Raw genomic sequence first — 19,590 nt, 5'->3', positions numbered from 1 at the left:
GAGCTTATGAATAAACAACAGATCGTGGACAGATTGCTGGCGCTGCCGGCGGAAATCGGATCTGCCGAAGACGCGGTCCTCGAAGCCAATTTGCATGTTTTAGGAGCCAAGGTTGCACTGCAGGCTAAGGAAGATATGCTGCTGCTGTCCAACGCAATTGATGGCAAGAATGCCGAGATCCGTGCAGCTCAGACGAGAGAAAAGACAGTCAACGAGCGCGGTGACCTGGACGAAGCAGAACTCAACTTAAAGAATGCAGTCACTCGTCTTGGCCGGCTCCGCGACGAATTTAAAGCGCTGCGGGCGGTCGTCGACCTGCTGAAGGGGGCGGCGTAATTGTCCGAGGCACCGCTTCAGTTAATGCCTCAACCCTCCGGTGGAAACACCGGGGGAGGGGCGCTAGTCGATCTCGAGTTTGGCAGTGTTGCTGATTTTCGTAAAAGGTTGACGGATATGAAACAAAAATATGATTTTCTGCAAGTCTTTTTTAAGGAGATCATGGTTAAGGATGAAGATTTCGGCACTGTTCCAGGCACGCAAAAAGCAACGTTGTACAAGCCAGGAGCCGAAAAGCTTTGTGAGTTGTATGGTTTCGCTGCCCTTGTTAAGAGCAAGATTGAAGACCGGGATTTTGAAACAGGCTGGTACCGGGTCGAGTTTACGCTGCAGCTCGTTCATCGCGCCAGCGGCGTTGTAATTGGCGAGGGTGTGGGGGAATGTAGCACGTTTGAGTCTAAGTATCGGTACCGCTGGGTTAGCGAAAATAAAGTTCCGTCATATTTAGATAAAGAGGATCTGCTGTTTGAAGAAAAGGAGGGTTCGTACGGCCCCTATCGCTCCTACCGTATCCCGAATGAGGACCTGTTTTCGCAGTGGAACACGGTGCTGAAGATGGCTTACAAGAGAGCCTATGTCGGATTGACGCTTCAGTGTACGCGTTCCAGTGGAATCTTCACACAAGAAGAAGCGGAAATGGACGAATATGCGGACGTGCCAGCGGAAGACCGCAAGCAATCGCGCGGCCGAGCAGCTAGCGCGAACAGCGGTCGCTATCAAGGAAGCAGCCAGCAGCAAGGAGGCAATCGAGCTGCAAGCGGAAGCTCTACACAAAAGAATCGAGTGCTCGGCATCATGAAACAACAAGGCTTGGATTGGAATGGTTTAGCTGACGCAGCTAGCCAAGTTCTCGGCAGACCAATCAAGAAGGTAATCTCCGATATTACAACGGAAACTGACTGGAAGACGGTCGGCGATTATCTTGAAGCCGGCGGAGGTCAGGACGACACCATCAATTTTGACGATGTACCGGAGGACCTGCGATGAAAATAGCACACATTGCAGATAGTCATTGGGGATTTGGATATCCAGGTCCTACACCGGCAGCGCGCTTCGAAGACATCACGCGGTCGATGAGTTGGGTCGCCGATCGCATCGTAGATGAAGGTTGCGAGCTGGTATTGTTCGCCGGCGATGCCTTTAAGGACGCCCGCGTCTTCATCGACCGGGCGACGGCGGAGATTCAGGCGTTCGTGGCTTGGCTCCGTCGTCTCTCAAATTCCGGCATTGAAATCGTCGTGATTAGCGGTACACCGAGCCATGACGCAATCAGTGCTTACCATCTAATTCGCGAGATGCAGATTTCTGGTGTCAGGGTGTTTACCGAACCAGATTCGGTAGCATTCGGTGATATTAAAATCTGCTGCCTCCCAGGAATGAATCGATCCAACTTTGCCACGATTCCGGAGTTCACGGGGCTCCCACCGCATGAGTTTCACGCGAAGATGACTGAACACATTACTGATGAATGTAAATCCTTTACAAGCCACTGCTGGGACGGGCCACGCATCTTAATGTCTCATCTGACCTATGATCTTGCGGACACTGGATTCGAAGACGCACTGCTCCAAAACGAGCCGATTCTAACGGATGAGGCGGCAAGCATGTTCGACTTGGTTTGTCTCGGCCACATCCACCGCCCGCAGAAAGCGGGCAGCAACGTTTTTTACAGCGGTGCTCCTGAGCGGCACAATTTCGGAGATGAGCGGACGACGCCGGGCTTCTACATTCATGAGTGGCTAGGAGACGGCCCAGGCGTTGGATTTAAATCAACGTTCATCGCGGCGCCAGCACGCCGCTTTAAGACGATCGACTGGTGCGACATGGATATTACTGCTTGGCTGGACGGTGAAGTAGACGACTTTGCTTCAATTAAAGATGCAATCGTTCGGGTGCGATATGCCTGCTCGGAGGAATTACAGAAGCGATTCGATCGGCGATCGCTTGAGCGGGCGTTATACGATGCCGGTGCTTACTTCGTCGCTGAAATCCGCGCGGAGGTCGAACGATCAGAGCGGATCCGGGACGCCGAGGTTACCGAGGAACTTGGTCCTCTGTCGGCGCTGGCCGCATGGGCTTCGAATCAAGGGTATGAGCCGGTGGATATCTCCGAATTGCAAGCCATGACGACGGAACTGTTGGAGGTTCAAGTATGATCCCATTACGCCTTATTATTCACAATTTCCGAGCTATCGAACATGCCGACATTGATTTGTCGGCTGTCTCCTTGGCGGCGATCGCCGGACGGAACGGGGCCGGCAAGTCGTCTGCATTCACACTGGCACCGCGCTTTGCGCTTTTCGGAGATGTGATCAGCGGCGTCAGCCTGGACGATCTTGTCCGCCGCGGCGCGCAAGAAATGTCCGTGGAGTTTTGGTTCGAGCATCAAGGTGACGCATATCGTGCCATCCGGACGCGCAGCACAAAGGGTAAAGGGAAGTCGACGCTGGAACTGCAGCAACGAATCAACGACCAATGGGAGAGCCGATCGGCGGAGAAGATCGTCGACACCGAAGCTGTTATCGAATCACTGCTCAATCTGGACGACGAAACGTTTACGGCCAGCTCTATGATCCTGCAGGGACAAGCTAACGCCTTCACCGGAGCCACGGCGGGTAAGCGTAAGGAGATCCTCTCGCAGATCCTCGGGCTGAACGTATATCCGGAGTTGCAGGAGCGTGCTCGCCAGAAGGCTGCAGCGATGAACATCGAAATTGAGAAGGCAAAAGACAAATTGTTGACATTGGACGAGCGCCTTGCGGATCGCCCGGCGAAGGCTGAAACATTGAGGTACGCCGAGGGCCGACACACCGATACGCTCGAACTGATTGCGAAGGAAGAAGCGTGTTTGAAATTGGCCGAGTCGCAGATTGCCACGCTGGACGGTAAACGGGCGCGTATTCAACAGATTGATCGAGAGATCACTGCAATCCGTGAGGAGATCGCCGCTTTGGAAGGCGAGCGTACCATTCAATCCGATCGCCTCGAGCGCGCCGATAAGATTCTGGCCAACGAAGCTGCTATTCTGGCGAAGTCCGCCGAACTAGATCAGCTCAAGCAGAAGCTTGCAGCACTGGAGGCCCGGAAGCCGGAGCTTGATCGGCTTCAATTCGACCTAACGACCACTCAAACCGATTTTTATCAACTGGAGGACGATCTGCGCCGAATCATCGGGAGAATCACAGTTTTACAGCAGCAGCTCGCAGGGAGGGGAACACTCCGTCAGCAGGCTGTTGAGTATGAGACAGAGATGCAAAAACTTCGTGATTACGAGGAAAAAGCGGACAAGTGGAATCTGCTGGCTGCCGAAATTGCTGATCTGTCCGGGAAAAAGGACAAGGAAGAATCACGCCTCGCGCTTGAAGAACTGCGTCTATCCGATAAAATTACCACGTTAGAGCAGCAGGAGTTGCACATCCAGGACAACGGTTGTCTGCCGACGTGCAAGTTCCAACAGGCTGCAGCAGCAGCGGTTGCGGAACTGCCGGACCTCCGACAACGCTTAGCTGTGTTGGATCGAACGGGAGTGGATAGCTTTATTACTTCTATTACCGCGAAGCAAGGTGAGCAGCAGGCATTGGAATATGATTACGCAGTTCATCGCGTCTGCAAGGTGCGTGTGGACGAGTTGCGTGAAGCCTCGAACGCATACTCTCAATTGGCCGGAAAAGATGAACTCTTACAGCAGTTGGAGCAGCAGAAGGTCGAGAAGACGGAGCAGATGGAGGCTATGAGACTACGTTGGGACTCCCTCCAGCAACAAATGATTGAGCTCGAGTCTGCATTAGAGCCGCTATCGGAGCTGTCAGCGAAGGTGGCCGACCTCGAGCGGTGGGCCCGGCTCAAGGATCAGATTTCGGCGGCGCGGGAGATGTCGGTTTACGCTGGGGAACGTATCGCTGCTATAGGTCGTGATATCGCTGTTAAACAGGCTAGGCGGGACGAAATGTCCGTCGAGCGGTCTGGGCTAGAACTCGATACATTGGACTATGACCGCCTACACCAGGAGCTTGCTCAAGCCAACACCCAAATGCAGCACCTTCGGCAGGAGCTCGCAACTTTGGCCGAGCAGATCGGGGGCATGAAGGCGGTACTGGCCGCACTAGAGACCGATCAGCAGGAGCGTGACCAAATCTCCGACGAGATGGAACCGAAGGCGCTGAGCTGGACTAGGTACCAAACGTTGATCAAAGCATTTGGCCGCGATGGCATCCCGGCATTGATCATCGAAAACGCTGTGCCGCAGCTCGAACGGATTGCCAACGAGATCCTCGGACAAATGTCTAAGGGCAAGCATTACGTTCGCTTTGAGACGCAGCGGGAACTCAAGTCCCGCGCCGGCGTGTCCGAGACACTCGACATCATGATAGGTGATTGGACAGCGGAGCGCCCCTACGAGACATTCAGCGGCGGTGAGCAACTCCGCATCGACTACGCAATTCGATTCGCACTTGCGGAGCTTCTAGCCCAGCGCGCCGGCAGCAAGGTAGAGTGGCTCACGATTGACGAGGGGCTGGGCTCCCAGGACGCGGAGCACCGCGCGCTTGTCCTCGAATCTATTAAATCCGTTGCAAGCCGGTTTAAGAGAGTGCTTGTCATTACGCACATTGAGGATGCGCAAACTGCTTTCGATCAGATTATTCGGTTCGATAATGCGGACGGCGGCGTCGAGGTTCTTGTTGCTTGAGCCTCGTTACGATGAATTCGGAGTTCCTTTATGCCGGTCAGGCGTTTCTGAGCGCATATGGTCGCTCTTTCATTCTGATCCGAAAGCATTCAAACGCGAAGCGAGAGAATACTTTGCACTTGGATATCCAGGATGGTTAGTGAAGTCGGCAAGCTATAAAGAACGAATTATATGGTTGCAAGATGATAGGAGGAGAACGCTCTGATCGAAAACGTAACGGTCTTTGATTTCGAAACATCCGATACCGATCCGGAGAAGGATCGGATTATTGAAGTGGCCGCGATCCGCTGTATTAACGGCGAGATCGTGAGCCAGTTTCAATCTTTAGTGCAGTTCGAAGGCGAACTGCCGCCAAAGATAACCGAGATCACTGGAATCAGTCAGGAAGAACTGGCGGGAGGAATCAGCGAGGATCTGGCTTTCAAGATACTTCGAAATCTCGCCCAGGACAGTCTACTAGTCGCACACAATGCTGTATTCGACATGGGGTTCCTGCACTTCTGGATGCAGCGGGCTGGTGGCCGTACCTTCAGCAATCATTTTATTGATACCATGACCATTTCTCGAGAACGACATCCCTATCCGTACAAATTGATTAACATGACGGAACGATATGGCATCCAGTTACCAGGCGCTCATCGAGCGCTTAACGATGTCATTGGCACATGGGAACTTCTCAAGGCCCTGCACGCCGAACAGCCTGTTGATGATTGGGTAAACCGCCTTGGTTACTTATCCAAATATGGTCCCCCTAAGTGGTCGCCTAAGCATGCTAAGTTATTCGGGACGGCAAACCGTTATGCAAGCTGAGCAAATTGACCTATTCATGCTGGACGATCCTGCTCCGAATTCTTCTGGAATAATCGCCATGGGGGAACCGGTTCTAAACGGTTTCTATTACGAGGAGCGGAGCAGGCAATTCGTTTCCTTCGTTCAGGGTCGTCGGCATTTCAAGATTGAGGCAAGTAAGTGCAAAGGGTCTGACTGGCCACGAGAATGGAAAGAGAAAATCATGAGGGAGCGATCTATTTGAAAGAAAAGATAGCTGTTATGAACAGATGGATGGATGAAGCTATTGCTAAAGGTGGAGATGCAGCGCAAGAGCATTTGGAGGCGGTGGCTCGTATTATCGGCGGCCAAGTTGCACAACTCACGCAACCAGAGGACATGCCTAAGGTGCTGACAAGAACGATTGAAGAAATGGGCAAAGGTGTGACGGCTGGGATGCTGATGCAACATGGCCGTGCCGGCATGCTGGATGTTCGGATGTTTAGCGTAGGTCACTCATGAAGAACGGCAAGCGTCCAACGCGGCGCCAGTTAGCGCAAATCAAGGCGGCAGGCCTAAACGCTGATAATTGGCTTGTTGCCAAGAGTCTGCCGACGCAACTGCACTTAGTCCACCGAGAAGTCGGTACTGAAAAGATTATTGCAATTTAGGGGATGAGCGGATGCCTCAAGACAGCTATCCTTTTCCGATGTACTCCGGTCTGCTGGAGCCAGAACATTACAAACGAATAGGCAGCGCGATATGGCTTTTCCTATGGTGTATCAGCTCCACAACAGCAGAGAAGGAGAAGGAGGGGACGGTCTGGGGCATCGTACTCGGGAACAAGCCGTTACAACTGCCAGAGTTGGCAGAGAAGTTTGGCGTGAGTGAAAAAACGGTGAGCCGGTGGCTCAGCTCCTTGGAAGAGCACCATTACATACGGGTGACCAGGGCGCCCCGCGGGCTCATCTTATCTGTCAAAAATTCGAAGAAATATCCGAATCATGCCCCGGACAAAAATGTCCGATCAGATAAAAGTGATCAGACAAAAATGTCCGATCACAGTGAATTTTCGTGTAGTGATCAGACAAATATGTCCGATCAGATGCCGAGTGATCAGACAAAAGTGTCCGATCTAAAAGATATTACAAAAGATCTTGTAGTAGTTGTAGTAGATGAGCATGAACAAAGTCGACTCATCAACGAGATCGAAAGTCATTTTGTTCGACGAAGGGGAAAGGGCTTTGCTGTAAGTCCTTCCGACTTTCAAGAAATTCAGCAACTGGTGGCAACGGGGGTGCCGTCCCCTTTGATCAAGACCTGTATCGATCGCGCCTTCGATGAATACAGGCCACGCCATCCTAGAGACGAGATCCGGAGTTTTAATTTTATAGTTCCACGGATTTATGACGAGTGGGAGAAGTCGAAAGCCATAACTGCCGCGGTGCCGCACGTAGCAGTCGCCCTTGGCTCCGGCAACCAATCTGCTGGTTACAAAAGCAAACAGCAACGCGAGCTGGACGAGCTCGAACGACTACGAGAGGAGGAGTTGAGACGTGAACAAGCTTCAGGTCATTGACCTTTTTGGCATTATCAAACGCACTTATCCGAGTTTCGATTCAAGTCCGCAGAGCCTGGAGCATCATGCGAAGTATCTCCAAGACTTCCCGTTTGAGACTGCACGGGACCATGTTGAGAGACATATCCTGACCGAGCGGTTTCCGCCGACAATTGCCGATATTCGGGGCCGGCTCGGCGACCAGATGGACGCGCAACGGAGCAAGGAAGCTGCTGCTACACATCTGGCCAATCTCGATGTTTGGGGAGCCGCTGATACACCGCCACCGCTGGACTACTGGGAGCGCGGGCGTCGGCTCCTGAGGGGGGAAGGGAATGTTTGACCGTGACGCGTTGTTGCAAGCCATGGGAATCGAGAAGGCTGTTGATATTCAGGCTGAGCATGCGGTTCTCGGGTCTATCTTAATCGACCAAGCCACTTTTGATGTTGTTGACGATATTTTGCAAGGTGGTGAGTTCCACGAGCAGGGACATGCGCGTATTTTCCGAGCGATGCGGCAACTACGGGATGAGGAGCAGCCGCTTGATTTGATCACAGTGACGGCCCGTTTGCAGGACAGTGAGGAGCTCGGAAAAATCGGTGGTGTAAGCTATTTGGCGCGGCTTGCTGAGTCGGTCCCAACAGCAGCGAACGTCGCCCATTATGCTGCTCGGGTGAATGAGATGTTCCTTCGCCGACAGGCGGTGGATGTTGCGATTAACCTGCTGCGCAATGCTGGTGAGGAGCAAGATGTAAAAGGCTTTATCGCCATGGCTGAGACGGCTGTATCCAAGCTCTCCGACCAGACCGTTCCGACTCGAGAGTTCGCCGCAATGAAACAGGTACTCATGCAGGTTTGGGAGGAAGCAGAGGAGCGCTATAACACCAAGGACATCAACCGGGGCGTGACCGGCATCTCGTCAGGCTTTGTCGATCTGGACCGCATGACGGCTGGATTTCAGAAGAACGATTTGATCATCATTGCAGCGCGTCCTTCCGTCGGAAAGACGGCTTTCGCGTTAAATGTTGCCCAAAACGTCGGCGTACAGGCGAAGGAGACGGTGGCAATCTTCTCTCTGGAGATGTCCGCGGCGCAGCTCGTGCAGCGTATGATCTGCTCTGAAGGCAAGATCGATGCGAGTCGCATGCGAACTGGTCGGTTTGAGAATGACGACTGGGAACGAATGGCGATGGCCATAAGCACTCTGGCCGACGCTGATATCCACATCGATGATACACCAGGAATTACAGTGAACGAGATTCGAGCCAAGTGCCGCCGGCTGAAGAAGGAAACTGGACTCGGCATGATACTGATTGATTACCTGCAGCTTATTCAGGGCAGCGGCCGTCGCGGTACGAACCGGCAGGAAGAGGTTTCGCAGATCAGCAGGACGCTTAAGCAGATTGCCCGGGAGCTCGAGGTACCGGTCATCGCACTGTCGCAGCTAAGTCGCGGCGTAGAACAGCGACAGGACAAGCGGCCGATGATGTCGGATCTGCGGGAGTCGGGCGCCATTGAGCAGGATGCCGACATCGTGGCTTTCCTTTATCGGGACGACTATTACGATAAGGAATCCGACAAGAAGAACATCATTGAGATCATAATCTCAAAACAGCGAAACGGCCCGGTCGGCACAGTGGAGCTGGTGTTCATGAAGAATTTCAACAAATTTGTCAATCTGGAGCAGACCTACAGCACTACGTCGGAGCTTCCGGAGGAGCATACGGGCAAGCGAATACCGGATATGTACGGAGGAGGGAAGAAAGGCGCATGAGATACAGACTGAAGCGGATATGGCATAAAGGCCAAGTGATCGGAGAGGTGTACACGCTGCATCCTTGTCGGCGTCGTAGGAGGAGAAACTCATGATCAAGTTCACTGTTTATGGTGAACCGGTTTCGCAGGGACGGCCGCGTGCATCCACGCAGGGTGGATTTGTACGGATGTATGATCCGAAAAAGAGTAGGGACTACAAGGACTACGTGCGGATCGCTGCTGCAGAACACACACCACCAACGTTATTAGCCGGACCACTGGCTGTTATGGTTATTGCTTATCGCTCTATTCCTAAGAGTTTCAGCAAGAAGAAGGCGGCAGCTGCGGAAGCCGGCGAGATTTACCCCGTGTCCAAGCCCGACGCTGATAACTATCTGAAAGGCGTAAAGGACGCGCTGAAGGGTGTCATGTGGGTGGATGACAGCCAGGTCGTCGATGCGTACGCCCGCAAGCGTTACAGTTTTAAACCTCGGATCGAGGTTATCATTCGACAATTGGGAGCGTGAGTGGATATGTCGCACACAGAGTTTAAGGCATTGTTGAAAAAAATTAACCTGAAGCCGAAAGGCGTGAAAGAAATCGTTCTGGAGGTTTCGGACGGTGCTCTACATGGCAAGATCGACATGTTATCGGAGATGCTGGATGGCCGTGTGGCTATCGCTATCGATTCTGAGATCGTTCGGTACAACGTTCAGATTAACACCAGAACAGAGAAGCCGATCCGGAGTTACCAGGTTGACGAACAGGGTGTCGTTTCGGAAGTGCAGTCGGAGGGTGAGCAATTGGAGATGGATCTCGGTGTTGCTAGAAAGTCGGATCCGATCGCTGATGTCCCAGAAGAAATCAGCCGCGAGGTAGTGGACGAATTCATCTTAGCTCTACTGGCGCCGTCTTTTGATGACCTTCCCTGGCCGTTCTATGCATGGGTAGCGAGGCTTGATCAGGGCGACACGTATTTGCGACTCGCTAATGAATACGGATTAAGTAGTGGAAAGATCGTCGAATTGATTGACGAATATCGTTCCCGGGTTGCACCGTTGGCAGCCAAGTGGGACGAGTTGCGTAAGGAAAAGGCAGAGCAGCCGAAGGTCGATAATGATGAACCAGATGTGCCATATAGAGTGGGCGAAGAAGACTTGAATGATGATGAGTTAGAGCAACGGGTCGAGGAAGATATCGAACTGGAGGATAGCGAAGAGCAGCCAGTAGAACACTCCGACGAAGGCGATCTCTCGGATTGGGAACAGTCAATCATGGAAGGACGGGAGATTAACGTAGTGCAAAATGAATCGACCGAATCTCCTGATCCACTTGATGTTGAAGCCATCATTCTCACGGAGAAACCATCCTTCGAAGACATCCCATTCGACTTCCCGACGCTGCTCGAGCGGAAGAAATCAGGAGAGACCTGGATGGATATCGCCAAAACACTCGGTATCCCATCGACAAAGCTCTCTTCGGCATGGACCAAATACAAGAAGCGAATTGAAGAGTCAAGAGGTGGAGCTGCTTGAGCCAATTGATTAAATGGGCTGAGCAAGCGATCGGCCGCCGAAATGTACGAAAGCTGCATGAGCACGGCCTTACGGTCGTGCCCACGCAGATGGTGGAGCAATTGAAGACGATTAAGGAACAGCAAACAATTGTACTTGAGGGCGTTGCACTAACGGTCAAGCCGTTTAAAGAGGAACATCTGGATACGGCGAGAGCTGGCTATGTTTGCTGGGACTGATGGAGGTGTTGGGGATGGGAAGAAGGGAGAATGGTTTTAGTCCAGTCAAGTCGTGGATTATGACACCGGCCCAACAAGCTGAGCACGACCGTCGTGTCCGCGAGAAAAAGGAAGGTCCGCTGATCAAGAAGTGGGAGCGGACGATGACCAAAGATGAATATTTGCTGGCAGTGCAGGAGGGGCGCAGCCGTGCTGATATTGTCTTAAAGCATTTTAACAATGATCGGCGGGAGCTTGCTAAGCAACTCAAGGACTGGCAGATCACCGAGGAGGAGGCGGTTGGGATGGCGCTAGAAACGAAAGCGGATATTACCGTAACGAAGGAACAGTACCTGCAGCGCAGGCTGAACGGAGAGAAAAGGAGCTCAGCTCTTCGTTCACTGGGCTTGTCGGGTCCAAAGGGATACGAGATGCTGAAGGAGTGGGGCATTCGGGAAATTGATGCCGAGGAACGGGAGTTGGAACTCCTTTCTCCGAATAAGCCGGTGTCGGAGGTGGACAAACGTGTTGCGGAACAGATCGAACAGAAGGCTGAGGTGCGGGGGATTATTGCCTTCAACGAACAGGGCCAGGGGAAACCGTCAGGCTCCGACGTACTGGAGCACATGGAAAAGCGTGCGGCAGAGCGCGAGCAGGAATTGGCGGAGCTTCAGGTGGCATGCGCAAGCTGGCAGGCTGAGGCGGAAAAGCGTGCTGAAGAAGTGAGCGCCTTAATTGACAAGCGCGGTGAGGACTTGGCACGGTACAAGAGGCTTGCTGAAAAGCTAGAAAGCACGGAGGAGGAGCTCGAGCGGACTGATTCGGAACGACTACTGCTCCTAAAGACCATCGAACAGGCGGTCAGGGAGGATGGCTGCTTCATCGCACTTCGCATTCCGATTCTGTCGGTGGCCATTGCCAATGTCGAGCGTGCGCGCATCTATGAGGCGGTTGAAGCTTTGAGCTATGACGTTGAAGCTGCCGAGATCGACCGTGAGCGAGTGATGACGGAACTGTTCGACTTACTGCAACGGACCGTAAACTTCATCACGGCGGATTTGGCCGAGCTACATCCAGGCAGAGACGTGTCCAGCTTTGTTCGTGAGTTCTTTGCTTATTACAATGAGCGGCATGTGGGGCTGATGATGCCGAACGATAATAGGCAGGCTTCCTGATGTTAGTGAATGATAACGTTCAGTTCAAAACGGCAGCAGTACTGTTTGGGGGGATCGGCGGCGAGTCCGCGGGTCTCCTCCAGTCGCAGGTGGAATTCGGCGGTAATCTATATCGTTTCAAACTCCTTTGCTCGATTGACAATGACCCGGTCGCCAATCTCAACCATGATTTAATCACCGGCGAGCAGACGGCGGTCACGATGGATTTGTTCCGGCGATGGCAGTATGAGGCTTGGCATGGGCACGAGCCCCCGGCGGACTGGCAGGAGGTAACGCCACGGGATGTGTGGCTGGCATTCAAGGAGCAGGTACCGTTCTTTCTTTTTCTAAGCCCGCCATGCAAGGGGCTGAGTGGACTTTTGCCGCAGGAACGGTCAGCCAGCGACAAGTACCAGGCTCTCAATTACCTAACCGTGAGTGGCTTGGAGTTGTCTTTGGAGGCATGCGAAGAGTACGGCGGGGCAATACCGGCCGTGATCCAACTCGAAAATGTGCCACGGATCACTTCCCGCGGTAAGCCGCTGCTCAAGCGAATTGAGAAATTGCTGGAGAAGTACGGTTACGAGGTGAGCATCCGAGCAGATCACAATCTCGGGGAGATCGGAGGGCTCGGCCAGCGGCGCGTTCGCTTTCTGCTGATGGCCAGAGACCCGAAACAGATCCCGAACGTGATCTATTATCCAGTGCCGAAGCCCATGCGTTCGATTGGCGACGTGATTGGACCGTTACCTATTCCAGGAGACATTGCGGCCGGCGGTCCGTTGCATAAGTTGCCGCGGCTCCAGTGGAAGACATGGATGCGACTCGCGCTGATCCCTGCCGGCGGGGACTGGCGTGACCTACAGAAAGTGAACTATCAGAATCTCCGAGTTGTGCATGAGCCCCGCGCAGGCGCTTATGGCGTAGCCGGGTGGGAGACGCCATGCGGAGCGGTAACCGGTACGGCTGGCCCAGGACGAAGCAACGGTGTAACGGCGGTCGCAGATCCGCGTCTGCAAATCAACGGAGACGGTAAGACAAACCTTCTGCGTGTGCAGTCAATCAATGAAGCGGCCGATTGCGTGACGGGAGCCGCCGGTCCACACCAAGGCGCTCCGTGTATCAGCGATCCGACAATGCCCGAGCGCTCGGGACGCCATCCGGCGCAGTACCGTATCGTCCGGGCCGACGAGCCTGCGCCGTGCGTTATCGGTACCCGGCTGGGGAGCGGCGCGATCGCCATCGCTGATCCATCAGTTAATACAAAGCTTATGCCTGATAGCTACGGCGTGCAGGATTGGCACGAGAAGTCTAAGACTATCCGTGGTGCTAATCGCATCATGCAGGCAGCTGGTAGCGTCAGCGATCCGCGCCTTTCGGACAAAGCTGGACGGCATTCATGCAAATATCGGGTTCAGGATGCCGCTGAGCCCGCCGCCACCGTAACCGGATGCTCTGACGTTCAGAGCGGTGCCCAACTCATAGCGGATATGCGAGTTAACGGCGCGCCGCGGGCGGGAACGATGGGTGTCCAAGAATGGGAGCAGCCGAGTAAAACCATAATCGGCAGCGCGGATGTCCATGCCGGGACTGCGGCCGTGGCGGATCCGCGACCGGTACCGGCGGACGACGAGCGAGGCGTCTGGATCATCCGGGCTCTCGATGGCACTTGGCACCGTCCACTGACAACGTTCGAGCTCGCCATGCTACAGAGCTTCCCGCAGTTCCTTCCGGACGGACGGCCATTTCAGCTCGAGGGGTGCTCGGATGCGAAGGCACGAGAGTACATCGGTAACGCCGTGCCTCGCGATTCGGCGGAGCAGATGGGTAACGTGATCCTGTTGGCAGCTGCCGAAGCAGAGGCAGGTATAGGATTCGCACTGAGCTGGGACCCGGTTTGGGTGGCGCCGCATGCGGACGAGTTGCCTGCGCTGGTTCATTGAGGGGGGAATGACTTGGATCACGAGAGATCACGTATGAAATTACTTGAGATATCCCGTGCTGGGATGGTGCGTCGACATCTTGAAGCGCTCCTGGACGGATACCGAAACGGCGAATTGACCGTTAACGACATCGTGACATATACGAACATCAAAACGGATCAGTTGGAGCGGTTGGTGAAGGAGTCATGACCATCCCGCGCATCCTGCATTATCCCGGTAGCAAGTGGAGCTTAGCGGACTGGATTATATCACATATGCCACCACATCAGACGTATCTGGAGCCATTTTTTGGCTCCGGTGCGGTTCTCTTCAGTAAGGAGCGCAGCCGGCTGGAGACCGTGAACGATATCGACGGAGACATCGTAAACTTATTTCGGGTCATTCGGGAGCGTCCAGAAGAGCTCGCGAATGCGATTCGATGGACGCCGCACTCCAGGCAGGAGTATTACGAAAGTTATGAGACGGTAGTAGACGACTTGGAGAGAGCTCGACGACTAGTCGTCCGTCTCTGGCAAGGCCGCGGGGGGAAGACGGCTCATCGTACAGGATGGCGCAGCATGATCGAGTGTAATGGCCCACTGCTCGGGAAAGAGTGGCTGTCGTTTCCGAGCAAGATTCACACTGTAGCGGAGAGGCTTAAAGGTGTACAGATTGAATGTCAGCCCGCAATAGAGTTGCTACAGCGATATAAACGACCGGATGTGTTGGTCTACGCGGATCCGCCTTATATGCATGACACGCGTACGACGACCAGCTACCGGCACGAAATGAGCAACCAAGATCATGTTGATCTCATGGAGTTGCTTGACGATCATCCCGGACCGGTCTTGCTGTCTGGTTACGCGCATCCGCTATATGACGAGCGACTCAAGCATTGGCGGCGAGAAACACGTCTTGCGAAAGCAGAAGGCGGTGCATCGCGGGAAGAGGTCCTTTGGATCAATCCGGTAGCCGCGGAGTGGGGGCAGCAAAGGTTGTTCTGAAGAATCGATTCATATTGTGAAGGAGGACGCAGGAATGAAGCGACAATTTTTGCTTGAGCAATGGACTTGTGATTGTGGGTTTGAGTTTTACACAAAAGGGTATCCAAGCGACTTAATCGTATGCCCTGACTGCCAAGAATCCGAAGGGTTGGGGGATGGCAAAACGGTAAAAGCGGAGCAATGGAACGGAGAAGAATTGGAGTAGCTTTTACGCAGTACGACGATAAAGCGAATCGGGAGGTACCCATGGCAAAAATAACGATTCAATATGATGATGGACGTCCGGACGAGGTGCACGACGCAGCGCAGTCATTCTCTTCCATATCCCGCCGAGCGAGAAAACGGAACAGCTCATCATGACAGCGCAATGTTCCAGCGAGTTTCTGCGTCAGTCAATAACCGAGGAGAACGCGCGGGACTATTACAAGCAAGCATTCAAGCAAATGAACCAGAAGAGATTGGGGGAGAAGGAATGAAGGCGATAACCGTTTGGCAGCCGTGGGCGACGCTGCTTGCACTCGGCGAAAAGGAGAACGAGACAAGGAGCCGACGGACAAATCATCGAGGGAAGATCGCGATTCATGCCGGGCTTAAGATCGACCGTGCAGCCTGTGAGCGTGAGCCGATTAAGTCGACGTTGGCCAAGCACGGATACACCGCGGACAACTTGCCGACAGGCGCGATCGTAGGCATAGCTGACCTGGCTGAGTGCTGGGCGGTTGGAGAGGACTACAACAGCGGAGTTGCGGTACTGATCAACGGAGCAGATGGAGCAACGAGAGACGTGTCGCCTAATGAGAGGTCGTTCGGAGATTATTCGTTTGGTCGCCACGCGTATCAAATGAAAGACGTGCAGCGACTAGAGAGACCGATTCCAGCCAAGGGGCAGCAGGGACTCTGGAATTGGAATGGAGATCTCCCATGAAGGAATTAACTAAGAAGCAGGCGGCGGTTCTGGAATGCGTTAAGGCATTCATTCAGCAAAAAGGATATTCACCGACGACGCGGGAACTGGCGGAAGCACTGGGCTACCAAAGCAGTTCGACAGTGCATTCGCTACTAGACAAGCTGGCAGCTAAGGGATACATCAGCAAGGAGGCTTCCGGGCCGAGGACGATTCGGGTCCTGCACATTAACCGGGCAGGTGTTGAGCAGATCGTGGAGCATTGCGGTGATTTGAACCATTACGACACTGAAGAGCACAATCCGCCGGAATGCGTAAACAACCTGAATGAAGAACAGCAAGCTGAAATCGAAGAGTGGGTCGGGGTTATGCTCCGGCACTGTGCACAGATGGCAGTAGATATGTACCTCGACGAATAAAACAATCCCCCACGTATGCCTGGCAGCGGCGTGGGGGACTTCACGGTTTTAAACTCACCATCATTATATCATATCGGGGGATGGTGAGGAGGGATGGCGATGGTATGGCAAACAGAATTATTTCCGACTACGACGGACGCGGAGGTCCAGCGCACGAAATTCCTGCTCGGTAAATATAAGAGTATGAAGTTGTTGATGGCGGACTTCGAAAAATACGGGGATGAGATGCGGCAAACGGCCGTTGACGGGGAGGTTGCCCGCCGCATCGATCAGGAAGACCTACATGCCGACAAGACGGCGAACGCTGCAATTTTGGCAGAGAAGCAGCGCTGGGTATATGAGCAATACCGATTCTACACGCGGCAGCTCCAACGGGCCGCAGCACTGATACAAGACGAGGAAGTGGGGAAGGCGGTCCGGTTCAGATATCTGGAGGGTTACTCGTTCAAGGAGACAGTCCTCTTCTTCCGGAAGGGCGCCAGTGAGAGCACAATCCGGCGGCACATAAAGGACGGGGAGAAGAGCATCGCAAATTCGTTGAAGCTGTTCGGGTTCTTCGAGCAGGACGAGGCGAAATTTTGACCGGAAACTGACCGTAAGATGACTGCATGTTGACAGTCTTCTGACGGTTTTTCCGTGTTATATTAATAGCGTGCCATACGAGGTTGACCGCCTCACTCCTCCGTTGCCGCTCCGAAAGGGGCGGTATTAGGTCTTTCGACATAATCCGACGGATATTCCTATGGATTTCCATTTTATGATGTGGGACAATAGACTCATTCCATGAAAAGGAGAGAGGTTAATGGCAAGGAAGTATATAAGATTCAATTATTTTGAAGTACAATTGGTTGATGCTGCTCAACATGTACGCGCTGAAATTGATGAAGACTATGAGGTTTATGCAGCTGAAAACTGGGATATGGAACAGTTTATTAATTATTTGGATGCACATAAAGAGCATTTTAACACAAATGTAAGTATCGGCGATGAGTATTCTGAAATAGAAAAAGATGCATATATATTTGATCAAACAAGAAGGTTGTATCACTTTCAATTATCAAAATTAAGAGAAACAAACATCCCATCAAAAAAGAAGATGGGAGAGATTAAAGAGAGCATATTGCTAGATCAAGATGAGTATATTGGTGAATTCAATAGCATTGTATATGATATCAGTCTTGGCGCATTAATTATGCAATCAAACTTTTATGGGCTGACTGTCAAACAGGTAGAGCTTGTTCTAACTGAATTACGTTTTAGGTATCTAAATCAAATAGGAAGAAATGAAGAGAATCCTTTAATAGTCAAACTTGCCCCCTTAATTGATCGCGCTAAGATTCAACGAGTGTTGGATGCAGATTATTATAAAAAGATTCGCATCAAAGGTTCCGATTTTATGCTGGATGCAGCTTTGGGTGAAGATAATTTATTATGTGAGGCAAGGGATATGTTGCTTGAAGCCTCTGGTGTTAATATCGATATCACAATCTCTCTTGGGAGATCTGAAAGAACAGCATCTTTGAATAATGACGCAATTAGAGGAGCTTTGGCACCGTTTGTTGGATTAAATCCCGGAGATCGAGTTCCTCAAGTTGAGGTGACTGCATTATATAATGAAGAGTCAGAGGTTGAGACTATTAACCTTATCGAACCTAGGATGACAGATCGAGTACCAGTTGATGTTGAGCCTCGTAGTACTGTTGGACATGAATATTTGTTTCAATCGTTTCTAGAAATGTATAACGATAGAAGAGGAGACGTTAGAAGGGTGATGATTCCAATTCTAGGGGAGTGATGAGATGTGGAAGAAACTCAAAAGTCGTTATGTTGAGAAAAGAGATGGCACTATTGAAAAGATGGAGAAGCTCTGGGAGACACGCAAAATTCTTTTATGTCTTTGTTTAGGTATTATAACCGGAGTTTTGTATTACTTTGGGATATTAAAGAATATCAGATTTGCTATGAGTAATTTAATCACTTTCTCTTCGATTGTTATAGGTGTAAACGGCGTTTTTTTAACCTTATTAATAACATTGCAAGAGAGTCCCGCGTTCGCCAGACTGAAAGAAGTTTTTCCCACTTTTCAAAAAAAGATATTTACAAGTTTAAGAACGCAGATACAGTACGGACTAATTGTCGTGATGCTTTCGATATTAATTTCTATGTTGCCTAATTCACCATCCATTATACTATCTTCTATAGGGGCTTCTTTTTACTTTACTTTCTTTTGGCTTATGACTTTGGGATCCTTTTATTCAGTTAAGTTAATAACAGATATCATAGTTAAGAATTTCAATATTCCTGTTAGAAATCGACGTATGTGATAATATCAAAATATAAATACTTTCTTAAAAAACCAACTCAACCCAAAAAGGAAGCTCGCCTATCGGCAATACTCGCGGCACCATTTCGCGGAGCCGATTCCCGGCTACAGTGTTGAGGACAGCCACAGGCGACACCGTATGAGAGACCTAATTACCCCATAAAGTGAATATCTTTATTGTATGGATAAGGGAAGTCGATGAAATGAATATTCAAATGAATACAGTTCTACTTGACGGGAACGATCTTGATGTATCTTCCGCGGTTGTTCACGTTTACCAGTCTGGATACCTTAAAGTATGGGAAGTACTTGTTAGCTCCGCTAAATCATCGCAGGTGGCTATGGATGCTACTAAGTTTGTTGGACGAGGTTTAGATGGAACTAGGTATTCAGGGGATGTACTAGTATCTTCTCAAATATACAATTCAGACGGAACATGGGATTTAAAGTTGAAAGGATCTGGGCCACTAGCTGGCTATCTATGAGAGCACCTTTAGGTGCTTTTTATTTTGCCCTTTCTATTTCGTTCACTCACTTGACCAGTGTCAGGACATGTCGGATACTGGAAATACATCGAAATATAAGGAGAGGTTTTTTTGAGGAAGAAAACTGAATTTCTTTTTGGAGTGGTAGCCATTGTTTATTGCGCATTGCCGGTGAGTGTATTTGTATTAATGAATCAAAAAAACGCGGAAAATGAAATATATCAGGAGTTTTTCCGAGATTTAACTACAACAAACCTCAGCATTGGAGTATGTTTTGGTGCGATAATTATTGCGGCAGCTGCTATTGGAACACTAAATGGGCTAATAAAAAAAGAGTTATATAGAATTGTAGTATCGTTGATGCTCTTCATCTTACTGTGCAATATCATTCAAATGCTAAATTTTCATGAGGACGATTCTATTAAATATGGTTGTCTCATAGCTGTTTCCTTGTCAAATCTGGTTTTGGTTTATTTAACGTTCTTATTGATCAATTTTTTCAAAAAAATATTATAGGATTATTGTGGTGAACCGATGCTAAT

The 19,590-nt window shown here is 51.3% G+C and carries 23 protein-coding genes; all 23 read left to right on the top strand.

Features of this window, described 5'->3' with window-relative positions; genetic code table 11:
- Window positions 1-6 precede the first annotated feature (6 nt).
- The 23 genes from AB1S56_RS19790 (at window position 7) to AB1S56_RS19680 (ending at window position 19,564) form a co-directional block, all read left to right on the top strand.
- A complete protein-coding gene (locus tag AB1S56_RS19790; RefSeq protein ID WP_340869005.1) occupies window positions 7-336 on the top strand; it encodes a hypothetical protein in 330 nt (109 codons plus the stop codon).
- Window positions 337-1,323 (top strand): hypothetical protein, encoded by a 987-nt coding sequence (locus tag AB1S56_RS19785; protein ID WP_340869007.1) that lies wholly within the window; start codon window positions 337-339, stop codon window positions 1,321-1,323.
- Complete coding sequence (locus AB1S56_RS19780; RefSeq protein WP_340869008.1) at window positions 1,320-2,492, top strand: metallophosphoesterase; 1,173 nt, start codon at window positions 1,320-1,322, stop codon at window positions 2,490-2,492. The genes AB1S56_RS19785 and AB1S56_RS19780 overlap by 4 nt, the downstream gene beginning before the upstream one ends.
- The gene (locus AB1S56_RS19775) at window positions 2,489-5,023 is read left to right on the top strand and encodes an SMC family ATPase (protein WP_340869009.1); all 2,535 of its coding nucleotides are present in this window, start codon (window positions 2,489-2,491) and stop codon (window positions 5,021-5,023) included. Before AB1S56_RS19780 ends, AB1S56_RS19775 begins: the two co-directional genes overlap by 4 nt.
- A gap of 201 nt (window positions 5,024-5,224) precedes the next feature.
- Window positions 5,225-5,833, top strand: a complete 609-nt coding sequence (locus tag AB1S56_RS19770; protein ID WP_367903474.1) for a PolC-type DNA polymerase III — start codon at window positions 5,225-5,227, stop codon at window positions 5,831-5,833.
- Between the two features lie 219 nt (window positions 5,834-6,052).
- Window positions 6,053-6,313: a hypothetical protein gene (locus AB1S56_RS19765; protein ID WP_340869010.1), complete on the top strand. Its 261-nt coding sequence runs from the start codon at window positions 6,053-6,055 to the stop codon at window positions 6,311-6,313.
- Between the two features lie 160 nt (window positions 6,314-6,473).
- Complete coding sequence (locus tag AB1S56_RS19760; RefSeq protein WP_340869011.1) at window positions 6,474-7,370, top strand: winged helix-turn-helix domain-containing protein; 897 nt, start codon at window positions 6,474-6,476, stop codon at window positions 7,368-7,370.
- On the top strand, window positions 7,348-7,692 hold the full coding sequence (locus AB1S56_RS19755; protein ID WP_340869012.1) for a hypothetical protein: 345 nt from the start codon (window positions 7,348-7,350) through the stop codon (window positions 7,690-7,692). Before AB1S56_RS19760 ends, AB1S56_RS19755 begins: the two co-directional genes overlap by 23 nt.
- Window positions 7,685-9,124, top strand: a complete 1,440-nt coding sequence (dnaB, locus tag AB1S56_RS19750) for a replicative DNA helicase (RefSeq protein ID WP_340869013.1) — start codon at window positions 7,685-7,687, stop codon at window positions 9,122-9,124. The genes AB1S56_RS19755 and dnaB overlap by 8 nt, the downstream gene beginning before the upstream one ends.
- Window positions 9,125-9,215: 91 nt before the next feature.
- Window positions 9,216-9,632 carry a RusA family crossover junction endodeoxyribonuclease gene (locus tag AB1S56_RS19745; RefSeq protein ID WP_340869014.1) on the top strand — a complete coding sequence of 139 codons (417 nt, stop codon included), beginning with the start codon at window positions 9,216-9,218 and terminating at the stop codon, window positions 9,630-9,632.
- Window positions 9,633-9,638: 6 nt separating this feature from the next.
- Entirely contained in the window at window positions 9,639-10,640 is a 1,002-nt protein-coding gene (locus AB1S56_RS19740) for a hypothetical protein (RefSeq protein WP_340869015.1), read from the top strand.
- Window positions 10,637-10,858 (top strand): hypothetical protein, encoded by a 222-nt coding sequence (locus AB1S56_RS19735; RefSeq protein ID WP_340869016.1) that lies wholly within the window; start codon window positions 10,637-10,639, stop codon window positions 10,856-10,858. The genes AB1S56_RS19740 and AB1S56_RS19735 overlap by 4 nt, the downstream gene beginning before the upstream one ends.
- Window positions 10,859-10,872: 14 nt before the next feature.
- Complete coding sequence (locus AB1S56_RS19730) at window positions 10,873-12,012, top strand: hypothetical protein (protein WP_340869017.1); 1,140 nt, start codon at window positions 10,873-10,875, stop codon at window positions 12,010-12,012.
- Window positions 12,012-13,934, top strand: coding sequence for a DNA cytosine methyltransferase (locus AB1S56_RS19725; protein ID WP_340869018.1), 1,923 nt, complete (start codon window positions 12,012-12,014; stop codon window positions 13,932-13,934). Before AB1S56_RS19730 ends, AB1S56_RS19725 begins: the two co-directional genes overlap by 1 nt.
- 33 nt (window positions 13,935-13,967) lie before the next feature.
- Window positions 13,968-14,123, top strand: a complete 156-nt coding sequence (locus tag AB1S56_RS19720) for a hypothetical protein (RefSeq protein WP_367903379.1) — start codon at window positions 13,968-13,970, stop codon at window positions 14,121-14,123.
- Window positions 14,120-14,917, top strand: coding sequence for a DNA adenine methylase (locus AB1S56_RS19715; protein WP_340869019.1), 798 nt, complete (start codon window positions 14,120-14,122; stop codon window positions 14,915-14,917). The genes AB1S56_RS19720 and AB1S56_RS19715 overlap by 4 nt, the downstream gene beginning before the upstream one ends.
- A 34-nt stretch (window positions 14,918-14,951) precedes the next feature.
- Window positions 14,952-15,122, top strand: a complete 171-nt coding sequence (locus tag AB1S56_RS19710) for a hypothetical protein (RefSeq protein WP_340869020.1) — start codon at window positions 14,952-14,954, stop codon at window positions 15,120-15,122.
- Between the two features lie 267 nt (window positions 15,123-15,389).
- On the top strand, window positions 15,390-15,842 hold the full coding sequence (locus AB1S56_RS19705; protein WP_340869021.1) for an ASCH domain-containing protein: 453 nt from the start codon (window positions 15,390-15,392) through the stop codon (window positions 15,840-15,842).
- Complete coding sequence (locus AB1S56_RS19700) at window positions 15,839-16,240, top strand: MarR family transcriptional regulator (RefSeq protein ID WP_340869022.1); 402 nt, start codon at window positions 15,839-15,841, stop codon at window positions 16,238-16,240. The genes AB1S56_RS19705 and AB1S56_RS19700 overlap by 4 nt, the downstream gene beginning before the upstream one ends.
- Window positions 16,241-16,339: 99 nt before the next feature.
- A complete protein-coding gene (locus AB1S56_RS19695) occupies window positions 16,340-16,822 on the top strand; it encodes a hypothetical protein (RefSeq protein WP_340869023.1) in 483 nt (160 codons plus the stop codon).
- 220 nt (window positions 16,823-17,042) lie between these two features.
- Window positions 17,043-18,035, top strand: a complete 993-nt coding sequence (locus tag AB1S56_RS19690) for a DUF6731 family protein (protein ID WP_340869024.1) — start codon at window positions 17,043-17,045, stop codon at window positions 18,033-18,035.
- Between the two features lie 731 nt (window positions 18,036-18,766).
- Window positions 18,767-19,048 (top strand): hypothetical protein, encoded by a 282-nt coding sequence (locus AB1S56_RS19685; protein WP_340869025.1) that lies wholly within the window; start codon window positions 18,767-18,769, stop codon window positions 19,046-19,048.
- 111 nt (window positions 19,049-19,159) lie between these two features.
- Window positions 19,160-19,564 (top strand): hypothetical protein, encoded by a 405-nt coding sequence (locus AB1S56_RS19680; RefSeq protein ID WP_340869027.1) that lies wholly within the window; start codon window positions 19,160-19,162, stop codon window positions 19,562-19,564.
- Window positions 19,565-19,590: the final 26 nt, after the last annotated feature.

Source organism: Paenibacillus sp. PL2-23 (assembly GCF_040834005.1).
Classification (GTDB): domain Bacteria; phylum Bacillota; class Bacilli; order Paenibacillales; family Paenibacillaceae; genus Pristimantibacillus.
The sequence above is the reverse complement of the archived record's forward strand: the minus strand, read 5'-3'. Positions and strand labels throughout refer to the sequence as shown.

Bases quoted from the DNA above. Each gene is read 5' to 3' on its own strand.
- AB1S56_RS19790 (WP_340869005.1), top strand. From the start codon at position 7: ATGAATAAACAACAGATCGTGGACAGATTGCTGGCGCTGCCGGCGGAA.
- AB1S56_RS19780 (WP_340869008.1), top strand. From the start codon at position 1,320: ATGAAAATAGCACACATTGCAGATAGTCATTGGGGATTTGGATATCCA.
- AB1S56_RS19775 (WP_340869009.1), top strand. From the start codon at position 2,489: ATGATCCCATTACGCCTTATTATTCACAATTTCCGAGCTATCGAACAT.
- AB1S56_RS19760 (WP_340869011.1), top strand. From the start codon at position 6,474: ATGCCTCAAGACAGCTATCCTTTTCCGATGTACTCCGGTCTGCTGGAG.
- dnaB (WP_340869013.1), top strand. From the start codon at position 7,685: ATGTTTGACCGTGACGCGTTGTTGCAAGCCATGGGAATCGAGAAGGCT.
- AB1S56_RS19745 (WP_340869014.1), top strand. From the start codon at position 9,216: ATGATCAAGTTCACTGTTTATGGTGAACCGGTTTCGCAGGGACGGCCG.
- AB1S56_RS19740 (WP_340869015.1), top strand. From the start codon at position 9,639: ATGTCGCACACAGAGTTTAAGGCATTGTTGAAAAAAATTAACCTGAAG.
- AB1S56_RS19730 (WP_340869017.1), top strand. From the start codon at position 10,873: ATGGGAAGAAGGGAGAATGGTTTTAGTCCAGTCAAGTCGTGGATTATG.
- AB1S56_RS19725 (WP_340869018.1), top strand. From the start codon at position 12,012: ATGTTAGTGAATGATAACGTTCAGTTCAAAACGGCAGCAGTACTGTTT.
- AB1S56_RS19720 (WP_367903379.1), top strand. From the start codon at position 13,968: ATGAAATTACTTGAGATATCCCGTGCTGGGATGGTGCGTCGACATCTT.
- AB1S56_RS19715 (WP_340869019.1), top strand. From the start codon at position 14,120: ATGACCATCCCGCGCATCCTGCATTATCCCGGTAGCAAGTGGAGCTTA.
- AB1S56_RS19710 (WP_340869020.1), top strand. From the start codon at position 14,952: ATGAAGCGACAATTTTTGCTTGAGCAATGGACTTGTGATTGTGGGTTT.
- AB1S56_RS19705 (WP_340869021.1), top strand. From the start codon at position 15,390: ATGAAGGCGATAACCGTTTGGCAGCCGTGGGCGACGCTGCTTGCACTC.
- AB1S56_RS19700 (WP_340869022.1), top strand. From the start codon at position 15,839: ATGAAGGAATTAACTAAGAAGCAGGCGGCGGTTCTGGAATGCGTTAAG.
- AB1S56_RS19695 (WP_340869023.1), top strand. From the start codon at position 16,340: ATGGTATGGCAAACAGAATTATTTCCGACTACGACGGACGCGGAGGTC.
- AB1S56_RS19690 (WP_340869024.1), top strand. From the start codon at position 17,043: ATGGCAAGGAAGTATATAAGATTCAATTATTTTGAAGTACAATTGGTT.
- AB1S56_RS19685 (WP_340869025.1), top strand. From the start codon at position 18,767: ATGAATATTCAAATGAATACAGTTCTACTTGACGGGAACGATCTTGAT.